Consider the following 23,770-nt stretch of genomic DNA (forward strand, 5'->3'; position numbering starts at 1 on the left):
TACAGAGCATTTTTCTCTTCTATAAGCGCTTATTTTTTTCTGATTTCTGTTATTTTTAGTGTAAATTCATGAATTTTCTGTAATATTTTCAACCGAGCTCCGCTCTAACATATGACATCCAACACGGTATATTCCTTCCGGCTCTTTTAATCTTTTTCCTTCTACCATACGCATGATCACCTCACTCGCCGTATAACCAATATCATGCAGAGGCAGGGAAATGGTGGTAAGTGGTGGTTTATAATATCCGGATAATTCACGGTTATCATAACCGGTTACTGCAATATCCTTCCCCGGAAGTATTCCGTTCTCTTCCAGACAGTCATATACTCCACCCGCCATCAGGTCATTCATACAACAGATTGCTGTTATCCCCTGTTTCAGAAGCTGCTTCGTTCCCTCATATCCACTTTTTCTTGTCCAATCTCCATAATATACTGCCTGAGGATTATATAATATCTGATTTTCAAAAAGAGCTCTCTGCATACCAAGAAGTCGTTCCTGCATATGGATACTGTCCGGCTTACCAGTAATAATTCCGATACGCCTGTGTCCGTTTGCAATCAGATAATCCACGATCTGATGCGCTCCATCTTCGTCATTCACTACCACTGACGGAATGTCTTTATTCGCTGTATATCCATATGCCATAACGACTGGTATCGGCAAATTCTCCGGAATACAGCGCATAATTCTCTCATGTGCCGTAACATAAATAATCCCCTCTACCTGTCTTGCGATCAGCTTGTCAATCTCCTCACCGACACGTCCATAATAATCATCTCTGTGATAGTAAAAATCATTGTATTTCTTGAACAGTCTCAGATTGATCAGTAGAATCTGATAACTGTTCTCCTCGCAATGCTCTGTAATACCATCTACAATATCCGGGATACTGAAGATCGTCATATCTTCAACAATAACCCCGATTGTTCTGGTATTCTTTGTCTTCAGATTTCTCGCCACAGTATTTGGCTTATAGTTCAGCTCTTTTATCTTATCCATCACGATCTTCCTGGTTTCATCACTTGCGCCAGGTTTGTGATTTAAAATATTTGATACTGTTGCTACAGAAACATTGCATTCCTTTGCAATCTCCTTGATCGTAACCATCTCTTTGCTTCCTTTTCTCCCTTTTTTATTCTTCCGGTCATTCTTCCCATTTATTTTTCTTCTTATTCTCTATCTTAGACTATCCATTTCCGCCTTGTCAATCAGTTAATTCTATGCTAAAATTAATAAAAATCCTTGTTTTCTTATAAATGCAATGCCAAAGGAGGATTTATGAAACAATCAATTACACTTCCTATGGCAGATAAATTCTATCACGATCAGCAGGATTCTGCTTATATACGATCCGTGAATGTCTCATGGGAGATCCCTGAAGAAAATCATTATTATCTCGAATACAGCTACAACCGCAAAGACTGGTACGCCCTTAACGGCGGATTTTCAATCATCCTTCCGTGCGAAGAACTTCCTGTATCCGACGCATTAGCCAATCAAGATCCAAACGGCGAAAAAATTGCTGTCTCCGGTCTCTTTTCTTTACAAAATAAATATGGGAAGCCAGAGCCAGTATGTATACAATCTGTCTCCAAAATGGACGATTCTTCCGCAACCGTACAGGTAACTTATACCAATAGAATGAAGGAACTGCGCAGAATCATCCGCAGCGAAGATGGTATTGGACATATTCAGGACAACGACTATGCAGCACCGATCATCAGCCACCGTGCAGACCCTTATATCTACAAGCACACGGATGGAAAATACTATTTTCTCGGCTCTCATACCGACGCAGGCCATAATTTGAATGGTACTTATCAGTATCTTTACATCATCCTGCGCAGCGCAGACACGCTCGAAGATCTGACTGACAATTCCGGGCGCTACACAGAAAAAATAATCTACGAAAGAAAACCTATCGGTCCTGATCGTGTAAGTCCTCACATCTGGGCTCCTGAGATCCATTATATTCAGGGTGGCTGGTATGTATATTATACCACGACTGTATCTGACCACTCTTCATGGCGGATCCGTCCACACTGCCTTGCCTGTACCGGTGATGACCCGATGACTGATCCATGGATCAGCAAAGGGCCGATCCAGACAACTGTAGAAAATGATATTGCTTTTACAGACTTTTCGCTGGATCACACTTTTTTCCATCACAACGATACAGATTACTTTGTATGGGCACAAAAGACAAACAATATTTCCGATATCTTTATTGCCAAATTATCCAATCCATGGACAATCTGTACTCCATCTGTTCTTCTGACACATCCGGAGTATAACTGGGAGCTCCACGGATTCGCTGTAAATGAAGGTCCCGCTGTGCTAAAGCATGACGGGCGGATCTTCCTTACCTTTTCAGCAAGTGGCACAGATGCTCTTTACAATATGGGACTTTTATATGCCAGCGAAGATTCTGATCTTCTGGACTCTTCTTCCTGGACAAAGCTCCCTTACCCGGTATTCCAGAGCAGTCGCACCACCGGCTTCTTCGGACCTGGACATAACAGCTTTACCCGTTCTACCGATGACACAGAAGATCTGATGGTCTATCACGCACGCCAGGAAGAACGTTATCTGGGTGAAGGAGACTATCAGCCACTTTATGATGCCGGAAGAAATGCTTATATCGGCAAAGTTTTCTGGGATGAAAATGGTATGCCGGACTTTTCCGTTCCAGGCGCTTCTCTTGCAATGCGTAAAGAAGACCTTATATTACCTGAATCCTGGTAAGTATTCATTTCATATATAAATATGCAAAAGAGCAGACATTCCTTGCGGCGGGAAGGCAATGTCTGCTCTTACTACATATTATTATTTCAATTTCTGATATTTCTTTATAACTTTATCTAATAAAATCTCTGCTTTTTTATACACACTTTCTTCCATCTGATTGTACGGGAAGATTGCACGGTCTTCAATTTCTACACCTCTGTGCTGCATCAATTTTTTAAACAGCAATGAGAAATTTGAATCCAGATCATAAAGTGGCATAAGCTCATGCGTCAATTCCGATAACGCCATAACTCTGTCAAAATCTTTTTCCTTTGTTGATTTTACAAGATCACTCCAGATCTCAGGGACAATATTGGAAAGTGCCCCGATACATCCTACTCCTCCGGATGTAAGATTATAAAGGAACTGATCATCAAATCCTGAGAACATCTCAAACTCATGTCCTTCTACTGCCAGCATCAGTTCATTTGTATGATTTGGTTCTGATACGGAGTCCTTTAAGCCTTTAATGTTAGCATTATTTTCCACCAGCTTTTTCAAGGTTTCCGGAGCGATGGAATGTCCACTTCTTGCCGGGAAATTGTAGATATAAAGATTTCCTTTTACCGCTTTTGCAAGCGTATCATAATATACAAAAATCTTTTCCTGATCCAGTGCATAATAGCATGGTCCGATAACCATTGCTCCTTCATAGCCCATTTCATTCACTTCATTTGACAACGCCACCGTATCTTCAAAATTAAGGCTTCCGGTTCCAGCATAAAGCTTTGTGCGCCCTGCAGTATAATCTGCATAGAATTTGAAGAAATCATGTTTCTCCTGTTTTGTAAGTCCTGTAAATTCACCGGACGATCCCAACACAAGAATTCCATCAACGCCTCCTTCAATCAGGAAATCAATTACCTTTTTATTCCCTTCATAATCCGGTTTTTCATTTTCATCAAAAACTGTAACAACTGGTGTAACGATTTTACACATATTTTCTACCTCTCTTCCTATTTTTATCCTAATTCACTTTCTTGTAAAAATCAGACAATATAATTCGTCAGCTGACCAATCTTGTCTATCTCACATGTAACTTTATCACCTTTCTTTAGGAACCTTGGTGGCGTAAATCCCATTCCAACACCTGCTGGTGTACCGGTTGCAATAATGTCACCAGCCTCCAGAGTAATTCCTTTGGACAATTCTGCAATCAGCCCCGGAACTTTTTTAATCAGATATTTGGTATTTGAGTTCTGTCTGAGTTCACCATTCACATAACTCTTAATATCCAGTTCTAACGGCATCGGAAGCTCTGTACGGTCTACGATCACAGGTCCCATGATCGTATAATTATCCAGACTTTTTCCCATCAGCCACTGTCCATGTCTGGTCTGAAGATCTCTTGAAGAAAGATCATTAAATACGGAATATCCAAATACATATTCTTCTGCTTTTTCTTCCGTAATTCCTTTTCCTTCTTTTCCTATAATGACCGCTAATTCTGTTTCATAATCCACTTTTTCATCGATATCAAACCGTCCCTGGATCTCTTCATTTGCCCCAAGAATACGGTTTGTTCTTTTTGCAAAATACACGGTACCGGATACTTCATCCGACACAGCTCCTGCCAGATGTTCCTTTGTCTCTTCCAGATGATCTGTGTAATTGACTCCGACACAGAGGATATCGTGAACCGTATGTTCAATCGGTGTCAACATCTCCTGCTCTTCCATTCTATGTACCGATCCATCTGCAGCACAGATCATCTGTGCTGCTTTTTGCGGATCACCATTTACCATATGAACAAAATCTATCAACGTTTTCCCTTTTAATTCCGGGAATAATTCATCCAGAAAAAACACGGTTTCTTCCTTTTCGAAAGCTGCTAGATGAATTTCTCCATTTTTATCTTTTACTCTGGTATAGCGCAATTTTTTCACCTCATTTTTTACATATAGTTACAAACTCTCGCAATTGCCATTTCTGTATATCCAAGAGCTTCTGCTTTTGTCAGCTTGCCATCCGCAACTTCCTTGATTTCTTTCATCAGCTCATCACCAAGTTCTGTCATCGTCTTGGTTCCGTAAATATACGGGCTTGCATCAATATCAATATTATCGGACATATTTGCAAAAGTAACTTTATTACCGGTGATCTTAATTACCGGTGCAAGCGGATTTCCTGTCGGTGTACCACGTCCGGTAGAAAATACGACAATCTGACATCCACCGGCTACCATTGCCGCTACTGATGATGGGTCATTTCCCGGAGTATCCATAATAACAAGTCCCTGTTTTGATTCTACCTGTTTTGCATAATCATATACTGCTGTTACTTCTGAATGACCACCTTTATGGATACATCCCAATGATTTTTCTTCCAATGTTGTAAGTCCTCCTTCTTTGTTTCCAGGAGAAGGATTTCCTTCACGGATATCATGTCCTACCAACTTAATCGCATGCTCATAGTCATGAACGATCTGGTAAATTCTGTCACTGATTTCTTTTGTCTTTCCACGTCGTGCCAGAATATGTTCTGCGCCAATAAATTCTGTTGTCTCAGAAAGAATCGAAGTACCTCCAAGTTCTACCATACGGTCACTCATCTCTCCGATCAGGACATTTGCTGCAAGTCCTGAAGTCGGATCCGAACCTCCACATTCTGTTCCGATGATCAGCTCAGAAAAATCAAATTCTTCTTTCTGCAGAAGAGAAGCTTCCTGTGCCATCTCTTTTGCTGCACGGACAGCTTTTTCTACTGTAGAAATCGTTCCTCCGTTTTCCTGTATAATGAAATGACGGATTGGTTTATTCGTTCTCTCTTTAATTGCATCTAACACAAGATCCATCTGACAGTTTTCACATCCAAGTGATACAACGACCGTTCCATATACGTTCGGGTTTGCTGCATATCCGGCCATTACATCCATTGTGAACTGCTGGTCTGACGGAACCTGGGAACATCCATTTTGGTTATTGAATGTAACTGCAGATTCTACCTGGGATGCGATAATTCTTGTTGTATCTGATGCACAGACACTTGCCGGTAAAATTAAAATTTTATTTCTGATTCCAACTCTTCCATCTGGTCTTCTATATCCCCAAAAAGTCATTTTTTCCATTTTTAAATTCCTCCTGTCTTCTTATATTCCGTATTTAAAGATTTTCTCTGTGATTCTGGACATTATGTACATGTACATGCTCGCCAACATGGATGTCACATGCTGCAAGACCAATGTGTTCTCCATATTTTACTACTTCCGTTCCTTTTGGCATTTCCTTGATTGCTACTTTATGGTACATTGGTACATCTGTAGCTGCTGTAATCTTCTGTACATCTCCGTTTCTGTCTCTCCAGATTATTTCATCTCCTGCATTAATCTTTTCAATTGCTACAACGACGGTATCTTTTTCATCAATAATTGCTGCGTTAACTGTTACTGCCATTTTGCTCATCTCCTATTTTCATGTTTAAATGATGTTGTGGTCAAAAGATATTTTGACCCTGGTATCTTTAAATTAATATGTTACAATATATCTTGTTACTTCGCTGCTTCTGTTTTCTTCTCTTCCAGAGGGAATTTCGGGCAGCCATATTTATGTGCCCACCAGTTTGTGACGATTGGAACAAGAATTGCTGTAATAACTACAGATGCTGCAACCTGTGCTGTTGCCTGTGGTACATATGCTTCCAGGCTCTTATCTGCAAGTCCTACAACCGCCGGAACTGCAACCGCATTACCTGCTGTTGTCGCAACTGCCCATCCGGCATAGCCTGGCCGCTTTGAAATTTTCCGGTCACATAATACGATAAACGCACCACCGATAAATGTAGTAATCAGTCCAAGAAGGATTCCTGCCGGACCACCTTTTACAACTGCTGAAAGGTCGATTCCAGCTCCAAGTGTAAGTCCTACGAAAGGAATCAAAATTGGTCCTGCCGGTGCAAGGAAATCAGAAAATGATTTGTCAAGATTTCCAAGAATCATACCAACAATGATTGGTGTAATTGCTGCAAGGATTGAAAGTAACGGGATATTTGCCAGTCCTGAAGTTCCCATTGCAACCAGTGTGAAAAACGGTCCATCATTCAGCGAAAGTAATGCCATCGCCCCACAGTCAACTTCGTCACCGTAAGACTGCATCAGGGAAAGATATACAGAACCATTACTATTTGTTACTGCACAGATAATTGCAAGTGCAGATAATCCAAAGAATCCATTCATACCGAATACTTTTCCAACTATAATACCGATAGCAGCTCCAATTACGAATTTGGAAATCAGAAGAACCCCACCACGTTTGAATACACTTCCGATTTCATTAAATCTCAGCGTTGTTCCGAGACATACCAGCTGAATTCCCATCGCTGTTGCTGCACCTGCATTTGAAAAAGTTGCTGTTGTAAGTGAACCTACCTGAAGTATCGACGAACAAAACGTATTTAAAATTGCCCCTATCAAAAGCGGAACGATCATCATTCCAGCCGGCACTTTCTTCAAAAAGTTCATAATCATAGTTTTTTCCTCCTCTTTACCTTTTGCTTTTCATTTGTCCGTATATACGTACTACGTATGTATTTACATACTTTATGTTCTTAAAATAGCACTCGTACACTTTATTGTCAATATATCATCAAATAAATTCATTATTTTTATCATTTTGCACAATTTTTTTAGGTAAATTTCTACATATACAATACGCAACTCTGGAATTCTATACGAATATCTGATATAATTTCTATATATTTGATTGAAATTTAAATAGTTTCAATGTTAATAAAGGAGATTTGAATCAATGGCAACAACTGAACATCGCCCTACTGAGCGGGTACTTGATATACTGGAGCTTCTTTCAAACTCAGAAGATGGAATGACCCTCACTGAGCTTTCCAAAGCACTGAACGCTCCAAAAAGCAGCATTATGCCGCTTGTTCATACGATGACTGCCCGGAATTTTATTTATATGCAAAAGAATACTCTGCGCTATTTTATTGGTGTAGCAACTTATTCTGTAGGAATTACATATAATAACCGTAAGACTTCCCTACAATTCATTCAGCAGGAAATGAGTAATATCACAACACAAACCAACGAAACTTGTCAGCTTGGCATCCAGTCCCGAAACATGGTACTTTATATTGCAAAAAAAGAATCACCTCAGCCAATCCGTCTGATGTCTTCTGTAGGAAAACAACTTCCTCTGTATTGTACTGGTCTCGGAAGAGCACTTCTGGCTTACAAATCCGAAGAAGAAATACGCAGTTTATTTCCGAAAGTCCTTACCGCATACACCCCGCATACACTTTCTACCGTCGATGATCTGATAAAAGAACTGGAGCTTACCCGACAGCGCGGATACGCATTAGAGCATGAAGAAACTAATTTAATGGTGAACTGCATTGCCGTTTCTCTGGATTACAATAATGCGCCAATCGCAGCTTTAAGTGTATCCATGCCAACTTTCCGTATTTCTGAGGAAAAAGAAAAAGAAGTTGTTCAGATTTTATGGAAAGCCAAACACCGAATTGAAGCCCACTTTCAAGTGTATGGTGTTGATTTTGGAAATTAAAAAATACCTGACAGAAAGCAAAATTCACTTTCTGCCAGGTATTTCATTTTTCTATACGCCTTTCCCTTCCCCTGCAAAATATTCTTTTACATGCTTTACCACAACTCCTGATAACAGGAAGACTGCAATTAAGTTCGGGATTGCCATCAGTCCGTTAAATGTCTCTGCAATATTCCACATCAGTCCAAGATCCATCGTTGCTCCGACGATCGCAACCAGTGAATACAGCACCATAAACGGTTTGTTGATCTTCGTTCCAAATAAAAATTCAATACATCTGGTTCCATAAAGTCCCCATCCGATAATCGTTGAAAATGCAAAGCAGCACATTGCAACCGCGGTAAAGATCGATACCCAGTTCCCATATGTAGAAGTAAATCCAAGAATCGTAAGCTCCGCACCTGCTGCCTCACCGTAACCAATCGAAACTCCGCTGCACAGGATTACCAGTGCGGTCAGTGTACAGATTACGATCGTATCTATAAATACCTCAAAGATTCCGAAGAATCCCTGTTTCACCGGTTTTTTTGTATCTGCACATGCATGTGCAATCGATCCGGTACCAAGACCTGCCTCATTAGAGAAAATTCCTCTGGACACACCTTTTTTCATACTGATAAAGAAGCTTCCGACTGCCCCCGGTCCTCCGATCGCGATCGCTCCTGCAACTCCTACAATATTTCCGGTTCCGACCGTTGCCGCGAGTGCCGTACAGACTGCCTGAAATGGCGTCATCGCACCATCTGATGCATCCTTTTTCCGAAGCATACGTCCGATCGTTACCTTCATGGCGGACGTTTCTTCTTTTTTATGCCTCGTAACGTATTTCTTCTTTTATTTTATCCTGGATTTCCACAAGAACTTCCATTAAAAGCGGATTGAACGCTCCGCACTCTCCATTCAGGATCATCTTCATCGCCTGTTCATGTGAATACGCATCTTTATATACACGCTTACTCACCAGTGCATCATAAACATCTGCCACAGATACAACCTGTGCCGCAATTGGAATCTGTTCTCCGGTCAGACCATCCGGATACCCTTTACCATCATAACGTTCATGATGCCATCTGCAGATCTGGTACGCGATCTTGATCATCTTCTCATCCTTATAATGCTCCAGCTTATCCAGCATAGAAGCACCAATCAGCGTATGCTTTTTCATGGTCTCAAATTCTTCTTCAGTCAGCTTTCCAGGCTTATTCAGAATCGACTCATCAATTCCAACCTTACCGATATCATGAAACGCGGATGCTGTTGAAATCAGATAGCAGTCATCCGGCGTCAAATTATATGCATCCGTATTCTCAACAAGTCTTTCCAGAAAAAGTCTCGTCAATGTATTGATGTGGACAACATGAAGGCCGCTCTCTCCATTACGAAATTCCATAATCTGGCTTAGAACTTCTACCATCATCTGATTGTTCTTTTCCTTTTCATGCATCTGATCGGATACCATGGAAATCAGCCTTCTCTGTTTTGCATACAGCTTGATCGTATTAAATACACGCTGGTATACAACCTTGCTGTCAAAAGGTCTGCTGATGTAATCGGATACTCCAAACTTGAACGCTTTCCGGATATAGTTCTCAGATTCCTCGCTGGATATCATAATTACCGGCACATCTTCAATCCAGTGATTCCGGTTCATATACATCAGAATTTCAAAACCGTCCATAATCGGCATCACGATATCAAGCAGTACCAGTGATATCTCTTTCCCGTATTGTTCTATTAGCGAAACGCATTCCTGTCCGTTCGTTGCTTCAATGATCTCAAAATCATCTTTCAGCATCTCACAGAGAATCGCACGGTTCATCTCTGAATCATCGACAACCAGAATCTGCTGTTTAATCTGGTTATGCTTCTCGTACTGCTCTCTTTCATCTTTCTGTGTAACCACTTTATTCTTCGTAGCCTTCGCCTGATACATCAGCTTGTCCGCTCTGTTCACGGCTTCCTCAATACTGTCTCCTTCCGTCAGCACACCACCGGCACTGATAGAAAGCCGCAAATTCAGGTATCCCGGAACATTTGCATTATAGATACGCTCCTGTATCAATTGCAGTTTCTGGCTAAAAACTTCTTCCGTAACTTCCGGCATCACAAGAAGGAATTCATCCCCGCCAAAACGGATCAGCTTATCCGTCTTACGGATATTTTTCCGGATAATATCTACAACCGTATAGAGTGCCATATCCCCTGCCTGATGTCCGTAGGTATCATTATGCAGTTTAAAATCATCTAGATCGATCAGTGCAACCCCGGCATTTTTCTTCTTGTTCTTCATCTCATCCTCATAATACCGCCGGTTGTATGCATCTGTCACTGCATCTCTGTATAACCTGTCATTGTAATGTACAAACATATCTATCAAACGCTCATGATTGATCTCTCCAATCGACCAGTCACCATCCAGGCAACGGATCAGCTCGAGTACATATGGCTTCTCATCTACTTCTATATAACGTGCGATCACCTGATAAATCTTGCCATTTACAATCTCCAGCTTTCCTTTTTCTTCTTTCGTGGTCGCTGCACGCATCGCTACACAGTTATCACAGGGTGTTTCCCGTTTCCAATAATGATAGCATCTCTGCCGCTCATTGATTTTTCTCCATTCTTCATCGATATCTGATATATTTCCAATCGGGAAAAGACGGATCTCCTGAAAGATCTTCCGAAAATGTCGGATTTCTTCTTCTAATTGTTCTTTTGTCATTCGTTCTTCCGCGTTCATGTCTTTTCCTCCAGACTTTTACTACGCAGTTTCCTGTTATTTTCATTTCTAATTATTTTACAATATTTACCAAAAAATAAAAAGAATTATCCCGATATATCTTAAAATTTTTTTCTGAAGCATAGGATACATCTGCATTACTGTAAAAAAGGACCACCAAAGCCTGTTTCCAGGAATGGTGATCCTTCATGAAATAATTATATAACTATCCTTTTATGTAATTTATTTTCTCGTCATCACGCGATTTTCTACCACTGCAGTCATCGGAACTTCCGCTGTCACTGATGCATTCTCAATTTCCACAGAATAGGTCTTGTGGATCAGACAGTTGATCGGATCTTCTGTCGTGATGACCAGTGCCAGACTATGTCCAGGCTCTACCGTATATCTTGTCGCATTCAGATAAATATGGTAATCATGGTATTCACCCTTTTTCAGTTCGATACTGTTCTGTGCTGTCTCCGGTTCATATCCTGCTTCCGGATTGCACAGATCTGCAAATGCCCGTGTGATCACACGGTATTTCTTATGTACAGTAGCAAACTCCGCTTCATTCCATGCCGGAACCTCTCCTCCGCTAATAATTCCGCCTTCTTTTACCATATTGACCGGAATTGTATTTCTCTGCGGATCTACAGACTGAATGCTGTCAAATTCTTCATCGCACACGTCACAAAGAAGAAGAGTAAGCTTCACATCATCCATACGTCCTGACATTTCATGCATTCCAAGCTTCATCGTCAGAGTATCTGCATCATTACTGTTTACCGGATTGAAATCTGCTTCTGCATCTCCATCTTTTAACGCTGCTCTTAATCTTACGCAAGTTGTTCCCTGTAATGTCACTGCCTCTTTAAACGGATCCGTCACATAACGCTGTGCCATATTGCTTGATCTCACACCCATCACATCATCGAAGTTCTCTGCACTGACACCCGCTGCTTCCCAGTCTGTATCGATTACAGTTGTTCCCTGTTCTTCGCATGTAAGAGTCATCTTATATGCTGTCTCCCAGGAATCTGCTGTCTCCCATTTTCTCTGGTCATAGTTCATCTGCACCAGGATTGCCGGTCTGTTCTCTGCACCATTTTCAACTCCGTATAAATAATGAGAAATCCATTCATTGATAATATCATCATAGAATTTACCATCTACAAGGATTCCATATCGTTTCGGCATAGTTGGTGTGATATGTGCACCCTGATGAAGGATTGCTTTTACATTTTTTCCTGCCTTCTGGAAAGATTTGTACATCATCTCATACTGCTTGGTAGACACGTTCTCGTCATTCAATCCCTGTACGATGAGTGCACTGCATTTGATCCGGTCTGCATGAAGGCGATAATTTCCCATACCCCAGAATTCCGGATTATAGTCAAATCCACCCTTGATCTGCTGAAGGCTCATCTCATGATGGAACGCTCCCATGTCATCTTGCTGCTTCTCGGTTAATGTCTCATCATTGTAACGGCTGGAACAAAAATAGGCAAGGAAGCTGTTCAGCATTTCTTTCGGCCAGTACCGCTGTGCGCCCTGCATGTTCTGCTGGCTGTACCAGTCCGCGATTCCTGCGATCGGTACGATTGTCTCCAGTCCTTCTACTCCTGTTGTTGCCACTGCAAACGGCATGGTTCCGGCGTAAGATCTTCCTGTCATGGCAACCTTTCCGTTGGACCAGTCTGCCTTTGTCTCAACCGTTCCTTCGCGGTCTGCATATCCGATACGGTCTCCATGCAGCCATTCTACAATTGCTTTGAAAGCGTCTCTTTCATAGTCTGAACCAACATAATTGAATCCGTCAGATCCTTTTGAACCAAATCCCGCACTTAAAACAACTGCAAATCCACGTACAAGATAATAATCAAAGGTGTCGATATTTTCAAAAACCATAATGTTATTATTTCCTTTATCCGGATAATACCAGTCTGCCGGATCTGCTTTTAAAGAAAGATCCATTGCACTGATACATCCCTGCGGAACATGCGCATCCACTTTTTTGTCAAGATCTGCAAAATTAACCGGATGATATTCTTTTTCTGCCACTTCTTTCATATGCGGATATCCATCTTCCTGGACTCCCGCCGCATATGGACGTGCTTCATATAAAGTTGCAGCCTTATAATTCCCCTCTACTGCACTTCTTGGTACCTGGACAACAGCTTTCACAAGATCTCTTTTTCCATCTCCGTCCACATCGTAATCCGTTTCCACATAAACACAATATCTTACGATACTGGATGTTGCCGGATCATACTTTTCTCCTGTCTTTCCATCTGTAAGTGGAAATACCGGCTGTGCAAGTCCGTTCTCAAATACTGGTACTTTGCTGTAATTCTTTTCGTTCATGGTAAACCTCCCAAACATTAAATAAATACTCGGATCTAATCACATATTATTTCCCCAATATTATTGTGATTTCATTTCTCCATTTCCTATTATAACGAGATGCAAGAAGAACTTCAATGAGATTTTTCGCATTATTTTATAGTTTACTATACCTGTTTTCTTTTCTCAATTCTATAGAAATAATCTTTTAAACATGCTATAGTAAATTTATATTTTACATAGATTTATCTGAAATTTAACAAACAAAAAGGGGATATTATGAAAAAGAACATAAAAAAGATATTAAAAGTTCTCGGAATCTTCCTGCTTATCATTCTGGTTGCGCTGATTGCATATCTGATCTATCTCTTTGCAAGCTATCACCGAATTCCGGATAATCAGGCTTTGAAGATCGAGAAAACTTCCGGTGGAACAGCCGCAGCTGACACACTGACAACCGAGAAAGAATATTCCGCTCTGACCTACAATGTTGGTTTCGGAGCCTACACGCCGGACTTCAGCTTCTTTATGGACGGTGGAAAATCTTCCTGGGCAAAAAGTAAGGAGAGTGTCGAAGCTGATATTCAGGGTGCCGGAGAGCTGGTTGCTTCCAAAGATCCGGATTTCGCACTGATCCAGGAAATTGATCTGAACTCTACAAGAAGCTACCATGTAGATGAATACTCGATTTTAAAGGATACGATTCCAAGTTACAATACGGTATTTGCACAGAATTACGATTCCGCATTCCTTTTTTATCCATTCACACAGCCGCATGGCCGTAGCCGTTCCGGACTTGCTCTTTTCTCCAAATATCCGGTTACGGATTCTCTGAGAAGAAGCTTTCCTATATCGACAAGCTTCAGCAAGTTCTTTGACCTTGACCGCTGTTACAGTATTTCCAGAGTCCCTGTAGATAACGGAAAGGAACTGGTTATCTTCCTGCTACACATGTCTGCTTACGGCAACAGTGATGCGATTCGCGAAGGACAGATCCGTATGCTGAGTGCAGATATGGAAAAGGAATACGAAGCCGGTAATTATGTACTATGCGGTGGTGATTTCAACCATGACCTGAAGGCATCCGAAAAAAATGCAGAAAATTGTGAGTCCTGGGCTTATCCATTCCCACGCGAAGAGCTTCCGGAACACTTTTCATTCTGCCTGGACAATCTTTCTGACAGTGAAAAGGATGCTCTCTGGGACAGTGCACGGAATGCAGATATGGAATATGTACCTGGTGTGACTTACACGGTAACGCTGGACGGATTTATTACTTCCGATAATATTGAATGCACAGAATATGAAAATGTAAATACCGGATATAGCTACTCGGATCATGATCCGGTGTATATGAAATTCAAATTATTAGATGAATAATATGTAAAAAGGCAGCTGATCTTTTCAGACCAGCTGCCTATGTTTTCGTCTATTTTCTTTCGTCCTACTCCAGATCAATCTTCTCCTGCAATACCACACAGCCTGCCATATCACCAATAACATTTACACAGGTTGCTCCCATATCGCAAAGCGTATTGATACTGATATAAACGCCCATAACACCTGCCGGAAGTCCTGCCATCGTAGCAAGTGCCGCAAAGGATGCGATCGCACCTCCCGGGATTCCCGGTGTACCGACTGACAGAAGCACATTTGCCAGAAGGATAATTATCATCATCGATACACTGACATTGACACCACATGCATTTGCAAAGAACATGATCATGAATGACATAACGATTGAAACGGCATCCATATTGACCGTTGCTCCAAGCGGAATTGCAATACTGGAAATCTGGTTGGAAACACCAAGTTCATTCTCCACACAACTCTTACTGATCGGAATGGTTGCCGAGCTTGAACAGGTTCCGAATGCATTCAGTGCTGCCGGATTTCGTCACCTGCTTTTCACTCTTTCTATATTTTCCGCACTGAATTTCCATCTCTAATCTTTACAGGAAACCGGTACGAATAATTTTTCTGCTGCCATTCCGGATCCTCCATCATCCGCAGAAGATGTTTTGCTGTGATACGTCCGAGCTGATACTTTGGATGCACCGCTGTCACCAGCTGGATACTGGTACTCGAATCCTGAAGCTCTGCATCATCAAAAGATACCAGCGAAATGTCCTCCGGCACATGCAGCCCCCTCTCTTCCAGAAACTCCATGTAATAATCTGCCACTTCATCATTGTAGACCATCATCGCTGTACAATCCTTCGTCCGTCTGTACATCCTAAGCAGTCCCTTTTTGCTCAGTTTCTCCTCCATATCCTTCGTCGAATACCAACGAATACAGTCATCATCAAATTTCACGCCGTAATCTGACAGGCACTGAACAAATCCTTTGTACCGCTCAATCCCCTGCCTGTCATCATACTTGAAGATTCCGCCAATCCTTCGGTGCCCGTTCTCGATCAGAATCCTGGTCAACTCGTAAGCTGATCTGGAATCCGACATTTCTACACTGTCAAATGGCATATTTTCATAATGATTGTGGATAAACAGTGTCGGAATATTTCTTCTTTTGATTTCTTTATAAAGACGAATGTTTGGATTTGGAAATGCCGATCTCGATCCTTCAATGATCAGACCACTGACATTTCCTTTGAGCAGACCTTCCAGATAAATCGCCTCATCATTCAGGCGGTTCTTCGTTACCGCAACCTCAATTCCATATCCTTTTTCTGTCAGCGAAGCTTCAATCCCATCGTATACCCGCGGAAACAGATAATCAGAATAATAGCTCAAAAGAAGACCTATTTGTGGTCTTTCTCCATTTACTCCACTGCTGTCATAAGAAACATAGGTTCCGCTTCCCCTCACACGGGTAATCAGACCTTCTTCCTCCAATTGCCGCAATGCAGTCCTTACCGTCTGCCTGGAATATCCAAACTTCTTCTGAAGGCTTGTCTCTGACGGAAATTTATCCATATTTTTAATCACACCACTGGTGATCAGTGTGTGTGCCCAATTATATAATTTTTGGTATTTAAGTCCTTCCTGTTCTGTCTTATGCATAAACTCTCCATTTCTGCCACATAGACCAAAAATCAGGATCCGCAATCTTATTTGGACTGCAAATCCTGACTTCCGATCTGTATACATCCGGAAAATTCTTCTCGTAAACGAGAGCTGTCAGTTCCCCAATATGTAAATTATTATTTGATTACCTGGATAGATTCTCTGTCTGCGAATACTGCCACGAAGATCAGGAATACAATACCCTGAATGAGCTGCATCATCTGTGTTGTGAATCCCATCATTGTCAGTCCACTGTTCAGTACGATGTACAGTAAAGATCCAACAACAATATTTTCAAAACGAACCTTTGCGCCACCGGAAATCGGCATACCACCTAATACCAGCGCGATCAGAATCTGTGTTTCCAGCTGGTTACCACCTGAAGATGTAACCGATCCGACTTTGATTACATTGATAAATGCCGCAAATCCTGTAATTGCACCTGCAAGTACATAGATGAGGAATTTCATCTTATCTGTACGGATACCAGAGAACATTGCTGCTTTTTCACCGGCTCCGATTGCTTTCAGATAAGTTCCGAACTTTGTATAACGGAATGCAATGAATCCAATAATCAAAATAACTACCGTACATGCAACCTTAAGTCCTGTACTGTCATAGTTGATCAGTTTTGCAGAACCTGCAACAGGTGCATTTGTTGTAAGGTATTTGATAAATCCACGGAATAAGAACATGGTACAAATTGTAACAATGAAGGATTTAATCTTACGGAATACATAGAAGTAACCATTCAGAGCTCCAATTGCCGCACCAGATGCAATGCCACCGATAATTGCGAGTGGAATGCTTTTCTGTGAAAGAATACATACAACGATGGATGAAATACCGAGGATAGATCCCTGAGAGAAATCCAAACCTCCCATTGTCATAATGAAGAAAACACCCATAGCTGCAATCATAGTTACATATACCTGTGAAAGTACCAGTGACATATTTCCCATCATACGGAAATCTGTCAGAACATTAAATAACAGGAAAATAACAACCAATCCTACGATTGGCAGGAGCGAACGAATTAAGGTCATCTTAGATGCCTTTTTCAGCTGCTGCTCTTTATCATTTGTTTTTGCACTTACTTGACTTCCCATAGCTGCCTCCTTATACCATCATAGAAATAAGACCATTTTCATCGAGGTTCTTATCTCTATCCAGCTGACCACTGATTTTTCCATCTTTCATAATTATGATACGGTCGCACATACCGATCAGCTCCATCAGCTCTTCTGAAATCATGATAATGGATTTTCCATTTTTTCTCATCTGATTCATTAACTGGTAGATATCCTGTTTAACTTTGATATCAATACCACGTGTCGGGCTGTCCAGTACAACGATGTCAGAATCTTTTCCGATCCATCTTGCAAGAACGACTTTCTGTTTGTTACCACCTGAAAGATTTGATACAAACTGGTTTACATCTACCATCTTTACAGACATCTGTTTTGCATATTTGTCTGCAAATTCTTTACGCTTCTTGTCACTTAAGAGATGTGACTTTCCTGCCAGTTCATCCAGTGATGGGAGGCAGATATTGTCTCCGATACTCTGATTCAGAACAACAGATTCATTATCACGGTCTTTTGATGTGTACGCAATGCTGTGTTTGATCGCAGTCGGAATATCATTAATTTGTGTTCCATCTGCCAGTGTTACGCTACCTGTACGGTCATAAGATGCACCGAAAATAGCTTTTCCGATTTCATGCATACCAGATTCTGAAAGTCCACCGAATCCAAGGATTTCACCTTTATGAAGATCAAATGTTACATCTTCGATCAATCCAGGAACAGTAACATTCTTTACTGATAATACAACTTCGTCAGATACTTTTTCACCATAATCTGCACGATAATAATCACCTGTTACTTCTCGTCCTACCATCAGTTTCTTCAGATCATCTTCTGTTACATCTTTACTCTTAACAGTATCAATGTAAACACCATCCCGAAGGATTGTGATTGTATCCGACTTATCAAGGATTTCCGGAAGGTCATGTGAAATGAAAATAACTGTATTTCCACTCTTTCTGATTCTTTCCATATGTTTGTAAAGCTCTTCACGTCCTTCCTGTGAAAGAGCAGTTGTTGTCTCATCGATAACAACGATCTTCGGATCAAAATAGGTAGCCTTTACGATCTCGACCAGCTTACGGTCTTCGAAGTTGTAATTGTCGATCATGTCAGCTGCTTTAATTCTGTCAAAGCCATATTGCTTTAAAAGCTCTGTTGCTTTTTTGTTCATGGCATTTGTATTTTTAATTCCAAAATGTACGAACTGATCTTCATGTCCGAGGAAAATATTCTCTGCAACTGTAAGTCCTGACAGAGTTCCAAGTTCCTGTACGATGATAGATACACCTTCGTTGTTTGCTTCTACCTGGTTCTTCGGATGAATTTCTTTTCCGTCCAGAATGAACTGTCCGCTTCCAATGCTGTAGATACCTGTCAGCATGTTGGTCAGAGTGGATTTACCAGAACCGTTTTCTCCGATCAGCGCGTGAACCTCTCCTTTGTTTACATTGAAGGATACATTCTGAACTGCTTTTGTAATACCGAAGTTTTTACAAAGATTTTTTACCTGTAATCTTACTTCACTCATTGCTGTCTTCCTCCCTTCATTACTTGACGATTTCGCCCTTAGTAGCCTTTGTTGTCACAGTAATGATAATAAGCAGTGCAAGTCCTGTGATAACATCCTGGATTGCAGTCGGTGCTCCGAGAGCAATGAAACCGAAGAAAATGATGTTGATTACGAACTCACCGATGATGATTGCCGGAAGTGGCATTCCGTATTTCTTAAATGCAAGGCCAAAGAAACATCCCATAGTCGGAACGAAGTTTCGGCTCATAGATGCCATTCCGGTAACAGCTACCATAGAAGAACCATAACTGATTGTCAAGATCGCCATAACCCCAAGGAATGCACCACTTAAGATAAATGCAAGTACTTTATATTTATTTACATCAATACCCATATTCTTTGCAACGAACTCATCACTTCCGATTGCATAGGTATAAGTTCCGATTTTAGTGTAGTTTAAGAATATGTAAGCTACTGCACAAGCCGCTAATGCAAGGATGATATCCCATGGCATCTGACCAAATGCACGAATGTTTGCCGGAAGTGTCTGCTCAACACCGCCTGCAATATAGTTTGCGATTGACTCATAAATAAGAGCCAGACCGGTTGTTACGATCATTGATGGAATACGAAGCTTTACATAGAAGATACCGTTCAATACTCCAACGATTGCGCCTGTAAGAACGCATCCAATAATAAGTCCAAAATAGCCCATGTTAAATCTGGTTGCAAATACACATCCAACGATTGCGGAAAGCATGATGTTTGCACCAATTGAGAAATCGAACATTCCCATTACCATTACAAAATAGAAACCAACTGCACCTACGGTAGCAATCAGGCTCGCCTGAAAGTAATTGAGCATATTGGAAAAGGAACCGAAGTTATGTGGTGTCAAGATTTTAAAGATCAGCCAGGAAAGTACGACCAGACCGATTAAGATCAGATATCCCATCACTTTCCCTGAAAGTTTTTTACTAGTGCCCATATTATCTACCTCTTCATAATTGTCATTTCTGATTTAGAAAAGGTGGCATCGCCTTTGCGACGTCACCCTTTCTGAGTTAATAGTCGTTATTATTTGTCTATCCTAGTTACCTGCACGTGATGCTGCATCTTCAATAGATACCTTAGCAGCTGTTGCCTTTAAGTCTTCCATGCTGAGTTTAGACATATCAACCAGTTCTTCATCTGTGTATGGAAGCTGGTCTACGAAATATTTCTCATATGCTTTGTAGTCATCTGGTGATGATACATACAGATATGGGAATGGAACATCTTCGAATTTACCACCGAAGTCTTTGTAGTTTCCTTTGATTGCATTGTAAACCATCATGAAGGAAATCAGCGGATCACAGTAATGTCCGCCAGATTCACCAGCCATAGATCCATTTTCAAGTCTTTCTCCAAGGTCTGGGAGGAAGTCTGTAGAAACGATATCAATATCACTTGTCTTGCCTGCACGTTCAACTGCTGCGATTGCTCCCTGAAGTGGATCTCCACCACCACCAGCTGGGATCAGTGCATCAAGATCTGGATCTGCTGCCATTAAAGCTTCTGCTGCTTTTGATCCACCTTCTGAAGTTGTACCTGCATACTGTGGTTCAGAAAGAGTTGCCTTATCGTTCGGGTTTTCTTTATTCCATTTTTCAACGCCTGCTTTGTAACCTTCCCATCTTCCAAGCCATGTAGCATCTCCCTGCTCCCAGCCAATAAGACCGATGTTACGATCTCCTTTTTCAAGAAGGATGTTTACAAGTTCTTCACCGTTTGCCGGTTCATCTTCATGTACAGCTCCGATGTAGTAATCAGAATCTTTAGCTGCCTGATAAATATCTGCGCTGTTCTTTTCACTGATTACACGGAAGAACTGTGCAAGATAAACTTTGTTGTCATTACATGTCTTGATAGCAGATGTCATTTCTGTATCAGATGAGTTACAGATGATGATTCCCTGGCATCCTGCTGCTGCAAGCTGTTCTACAGATGCTGTAACTTTTTCAGAAACATGTCCCTGGTCAACATACTGTACTTCGACATCAAGAGCTTTTGCTGCTTCATCAAGGATTTTCTTACACTGTGATCCAAGTACGTCTGTTGAAGACCAAATAGAAACACCAATTTTGATCTTGCCTGATTTTGAAGCACTCTTGTCAGAAGATCCACTTCCACTACCACCACATGCTGCAAGTCCAACTACCATTGTAGCTGCCATTGTAGCTGCTGTTACTTTTTTGAAAACTTTTTTCATATCTTCTCCTCCATCTCCGTTTTCTTGATGATTTGATTATATTATTTGACTATGGTTTTTTCAAGAAAATACAAGAAAGTTTTCTTCCAAAGTTGTATTGTAACCATATGTTTCACCCATCAAAAACTAGTATTTTTTATCTGTTTTGTGCATTATGCCATTATTCGAACCGATTTTTTTCGATAAAAACCAGTTTTTTGTGTGTTATGTGTAAAATTTTTATGAACTGACAATACAACTTTGGTTTATACATTACTTGTATTGTAAATGTATACAATCCACACAGTTGTATACCTGTTATCTTCTTTTATATTATGCAAAAGCAGTTCTTATTCTTTTATGTAAAGCTACACCTTCTATGCATTATCCACAACTCCCTCATCCTTCACCTGCAAAATTTACGCTTCATCCTTCACCTGCAAAATCAGCGCTTGACATAAGTCCGATTTCAGACTATACTCTTGTAAGTATGATTTCGGACTTACTTTGTATAATCGAAAATTCATTCATCTATATAATTGTATAAATGGAGGAAATTATGGATTCTACTATACTGATCAGCAAATATTTAAAAGAATACAATTGCTTATATAAAGAAGCAAATGAAATTTACCACGAAGCTGCCCGCAGACTGCATCTGTCTGACAGCGCTTTTGAGATTTTCTATGCACTTTTTGATATGGGTGATAACTGTCTGCAGCGTGATATCTGCAAGGCTTCCTGCCTGCCAAAGCAGACGATCAATTCATCCATCCGGAAACTGCAGGCCGACGGATATCTCACTCTTTCTCCCGGAAAAGGACGGAGTATGCATATCCATCTTACAGATTCCGGCAAGAAACTTATTCAGGAAAAGCTGCTTCCTCTCATCCAGATTGAAAATGATACTTTAGCTTCTTTCAGCCCCGAAGAATGTGAACAGCTTCTGCGCCTGAATGCTAAATATAATCATGCCTTACGTTCTAGGCTTTCTAAACTTGAGGAGGATCTATAAACTATGAAAATTCAATTATCCGAACATTTTACTTATAAAAAACTTCTGCAATTTGTTTTTCCATCTATTATAATGATGATTTTCACATCCATTTACAGTGTGGTTGACGGACTCTTTGTATCCAACTTTGTTGGAAAAAGCGCTTTTGCAGCGGTGAATCTGATCATGCCCTTCCTGATGGGCATCAGCGCTCTCGGCTTCATGATCGGAACCGGTGGTAGTGCCATTGTTGCAAAGACGCTTGGTGAAGGAAAGATCGAAAATGCCAATGAGTATTTTTCCATGCTCGTCTATATCACTGCTATCGGAGGAATCATTATCGCAATCCTGAGTATGTTCCTTGTAAAACCGGTTGCCATTTTATTCGGTGCAAGCGGTACTCTTCTTGACAACTGCATTTTATATGGACGTATTCTTTGCATTTCGCTGCCTGCTTTTATGCTGCAGAATGTATTTCAGAGCTTTTTTGTAACTGCCGAAAAGCCACATCTGGGACTTCGCGTGATCGTGATCGCCGGCGTGACAAATATGGTTCTCGACTTTTTATTTGTAGCTGTACTCCACCTTGGGCTTCCCGGTGCCGGGTTTGCGACTGTATGCGGAGAGTTTATCGGAGGACTTTTCCCGTTATTCTACTTTGGACGGAAAAATTCCAGCTTATTAAAGCTTGGAAAAACACATTTTCATGGCAGAATCTTATTAAAGACCTGTACCAATGGCTCGTCCGAGCTTATGACCAATCTTTCCAGCTCTGTTGTAAATGCTCTTTATAATATGCAGCTCATGAAATTTGCCGGTGAAGACGGCGTTGCAGCTTACGGAACGATCATGTATGTCAATTTTATCTTTGTTTCGATCTTCTTTGGTTATGCGATTGGAAGTGCCCCGATCGTCAGCTATCACTACGGTGCCAACAATCAGAATGAACTAAAGAATCTTTTTCACAAGAGTATCAGGCTGATTGGAACCTGGGCTGTTTCCTTATTTATCATCGCGCAGCTCATTGCAACACCACTCGCCACATTGTTTGTCGGTTATGACCAGGGGCTTTTTGAACTGACACGCAGTGGCTTCCGTCTGTACAGCTTTGCGTTCCTGATCAACGGGTTCAATATTTATGGCTCTGCATTTTTTACCGCATTGAACAACGGTCTGCTCTCTGCGCTGATCTCGTTTCTCAGAACACTGGTCTTCCAGATGGCAGTGGTTCTGCTACTTCCACTGCTTCTCGGGATCAACGGAGTCTGGTGCTCGGTTGCAATTGCTGAACTTTTAACTTTATGCGTTACCGGAACTTTTATCGTCCTGAAACGTAATACTTATCATTATTTGTAAACTACTCGGCAACTAAGTTACCAGAGCATCTGAATTTTGGCGGGATACCGCCTTTTTTCAGGGTGCCGTTGCTAGAATCAAACTTTTTGAACCAAAAATAATATTTGTTATTGAACCAAATCATTCGAAGTGCTATAATCAATTTAAGTTTTGAACTTCACTATTTTATTTTTAAATTGAACTTTTTTAGT

General features: G+C 41.0%; 19 protein-coding genes and 1 pseudogene. 5 read left to right on the forward strand and 15 right to left on the reverse strand.

Going from position 1 to position 23,770, the window contains the following annotated elements; all coding sequences use genetic code 11:
* Nucleotides 1–66: 66 nt before the first annotated feature.
* The gene (locus PGU50_RS12240; RefSeq protein WP_117557366.1) at nucleotides 67–1,113 is read right to left on the reverse strand and encodes a LacI family DNA-binding transcriptional regulator; all 1,047 of its coding nucleotides are present in this window, start codon (nucleotides 1,111–1,113) and stop codon (nucleotides 67–69) included.
* A 171-nt stretch (nucleotides 1,114–1,284) separates the two neighbouring features.
* Here PGU50_RS12240 and PGU50_RS12245 point away from each other — a divergent pair, with 171 nt between their 5' ends.
* Entirely contained in the window at nucleotides 1,285–2,751 is a 1,467-nt protein-coding gene (locus PGU50_RS12245; protein ID WP_117557364.1) for a family 43 glycosylhydrolase, read from the forward strand.
* Nucleotides 2,752–2,832: 81 nt separating this feature from the next.
* On the opposite strand, the gene PGU50_RS12250 is transcribed toward PGU50_RS12245, so the two are convergent.
* From PGU50_RS12250 to PGU50_RS12270, 5 genes are all read right to left on the reverse strand, one after another.
* The gene (locus PGU50_RS12250; RefSeq protein ID WP_117557362.1) at nucleotides 2,833–3,732 is read right to left on the reverse strand and encodes a dihydrodipicolinate synthase family protein; all 900 of its coding nucleotides are present in this window, start codon (nucleotides 3,730–3,732) and stop codon (nucleotides 2,833–2,835) included.
* Nucleotides 3,733–3,782: 50 nt separating this feature from the next.
* Entirely contained in the window at nucleotides 3,783–4,670 is an 888-nt protein-coding gene (locus PGU50_RS12255) for a fumarylacetoacetate hydrolase family protein (protein WP_270247100.1), read from the reverse strand.
* A 17-nt stretch (nucleotides 4,671–4,687) separates the two neighbouring features.
* Nucleotides 4,688–5,860, reverse strand: coding sequence for a UxaA family hydrolase (locus tag PGU50_RS12260; protein ID WP_330412027.1), 1,173 nt, complete (start codon nucleotides 5,858–5,860; stop codon nucleotides 4,688–4,690).
* 34 nt (nucleotides 5,861–5,894) lie between these two features.
* Nucleotides 5,895–6,185, reverse strand: coding sequence for a UxaA family hydrolase (locus tag PGU50_RS12265; RefSeq protein WP_243002802.1), 291 nt, complete (start codon nucleotides 6,183–6,185; stop codon nucleotides 5,895–5,897).
* A 95-nt stretch (nucleotides 6,186–6,280) separates the two neighbouring features.
* A complete protein-coding gene (locus tag PGU50_RS12270) occupies nucleotides 6,281–7,255 on the reverse strand; it encodes a 2-keto-3-deoxygluconate permease (RefSeq protein ID WP_270247101.1) in 975 nt (324 codons plus the stop codon).
* 280 nt (nucleotides 7,256–7,535) lie between these two features.
* Between PGU50_RS12270 and PGU50_RS12275 the strand changes: the two genes are divergently transcribed.
* Nucleotides 7,536–8,309 (forward strand): IclR family transcriptional regulator, encoded by a 774-nt coding sequence (locus PGU50_RS12275; RefSeq protein WP_270247102.1) that lies wholly within the window; start codon nucleotides 7,536–7,538, stop codon nucleotides 8,307–8,309.
* A gap of 51 nt (nucleotides 8,310–8,360) precedes the next feature.
* On the opposite strand, the pseudogene PGU50_RS12280 reads toward PGU50_RS12275, so the two are convergent.
* The 3 genes and pseudogenes from PGU50_RS12280 to PGU50_RS12290 all read right to left on the reverse strand — a co-directional run.
* Nucleotides 8,361–9,101: pseudogene (locus PGU50_RS12280) on the reverse strand (alanine:cation symporter family protein); the annotation flags it as partial.
* A gap of 16 nt (nucleotides 9,102–9,117) precedes the next feature.
* Nucleotides 9,118–11,049: a diguanylate cyclase domain-containing protein gene (locus PGU50_RS12285; RefSeq protein WP_270247103.1), complete on the reverse strand. Its 1,932-nt coding sequence runs from the start codon at nucleotides 11,047–11,049 to the stop codon at nucleotides 9,118–9,120.
* 222 nt (nucleotides 11,050–11,271) lie between these two features.
* On the reverse strand, nucleotides 11,272–13,395 hold the full coding sequence (locus PGU50_RS12290; RefSeq protein WP_270247104.1) for a CocE/NonD family hydrolase: 2,124 nt from the start codon (nucleotides 13,393–13,395) through the stop codon (nucleotides 11,272–11,274).
* A gap of 258 nt (nucleotides 13,396–13,653) precedes the next feature.
* On the opposite strand from PGU50_RS12290, the gene PGU50_RS12295 reads away from it, so the two are divergent.
* Nucleotides 13,654–14,754, forward strand: coding sequence for an endonuclease/exonuclease/phosphatase family protein (locus PGU50_RS12295; protein WP_270247105.1), 1,101 nt, complete (start codon nucleotides 13,654–13,656; stop codon nucleotides 14,752–14,754).
* Nucleotides 14,755–14,818: 64 nt separating this feature from the next.
* Here PGU50_RS12295 and PGU50_RS12300 read toward each other — a convergent pair whose 3' ends face one another.
* The 6 genes from PGU50_RS12300 to PGU50_RS12325 form a co-directional block, all read right to left on the reverse strand.
* Complete coding sequence (locus PGU50_RS12300) at nucleotides 14,819–15,256, reverse strand: cation:dicarboxylate symporter family transporter (RefSeq protein ID WP_330672517.1); 438 nt, start codon at nucleotides 15,254–15,256, stop codon at nucleotides 14,819–14,821.
* 35 nt (nucleotides 15,257–15,291) lie between these two features.
* Nucleotides 15,292–16,395, reverse strand: a complete 1,104-nt coding sequence (locus PGU50_RS12305; protein WP_055260448.1) for a GntR family transcriptional regulator — start codon at nucleotides 16,393–16,395, stop codon at nucleotides 15,292–15,294.
* Nucleotides 16,396–16,535: 140 nt separating this feature from the next.
* Complete coding sequence (locus PGU50_RS12310) at nucleotides 16,536–17,507, reverse strand: ABC transporter permease (protein WP_117557348.1); 972 nt, start codon at nucleotides 17,505–17,507, stop codon at nucleotides 16,536–16,538.
* A gap of 10 nt (nucleotides 17,508–17,517) precedes the next feature.
* Nucleotides 17,518–19,017 carry a sugar ABC transporter ATP-binding protein gene (locus tag PGU50_RS12315; protein WP_118218637.1) on the reverse strand — a complete coding sequence of 500 codons (1,500 nt, stop codon included), beginning with the start codon at nucleotides 19,015–19,017 and terminating at the stop codon, nucleotides 17,518–17,520.
* A gap of 19 nt (nucleotides 19,018–19,036) precedes the next feature.
* Nucleotides 19,037–19,987: an ABC transporter permease gene (locus PGU50_RS12320; RefSeq protein WP_270247106.1), complete on the reverse strand. Its 951-nt coding sequence runs from the start codon at nucleotides 19,985–19,987 to the stop codon at nucleotides 19,037–19,039.
* A gap of 102 nt (nucleotides 19,988–20,089) precedes the next feature.
* On the reverse strand, nucleotides 20,090–21,250 hold the full coding sequence (locus PGU50_RS12325) for a sugar ABC transporter substrate-binding protein (protein ID WP_173825245.1): 1,161 nt from the start codon (nucleotides 21,248–21,250) through the stop codon (nucleotides 20,090–20,092).
* Nucleotides 21,251–21,788: 538 nt separating this feature from the next.
* Between PGU50_RS12325 and PGU50_RS12330 the strand changes: the two genes are divergently transcribed.
* Nucleotides 21,789–22,244, forward strand: a complete 456-nt coding sequence (locus PGU50_RS12330; protein ID WP_117824464.1) for a MarR family winged helix-turn-helix transcriptional regulator — start codon at nucleotides 21,789–21,791, stop codon at nucleotides 22,242–22,244.
* 3 nt (nucleotides 22,245–22,247) lie between these two features.
* On the forward strand, nucleotides 22,248–23,579 hold the full coding sequence (locus PGU50_RS12335; protein ID WP_270247107.1) for an MATE family efflux transporter: 1,332 nt from the start codon (nucleotides 22,248–22,250) through the stop codon (nucleotides 23,577–23,579).
* Nucleotides 23,580–23,770: the final 191 nt, after the last annotated feature.

The sequence above is a fragment of the Coprococcus sp. AM11-30B genome (assembly GCF_027674365.1).
In the GTDB taxonomy this organism is placed as follows: domain Bacteria; phylum Bacillota; class Clostridia; order Lachnospirales; family Lachnospiraceae; genus Allocoprococcus; species Allocoprococcus comes.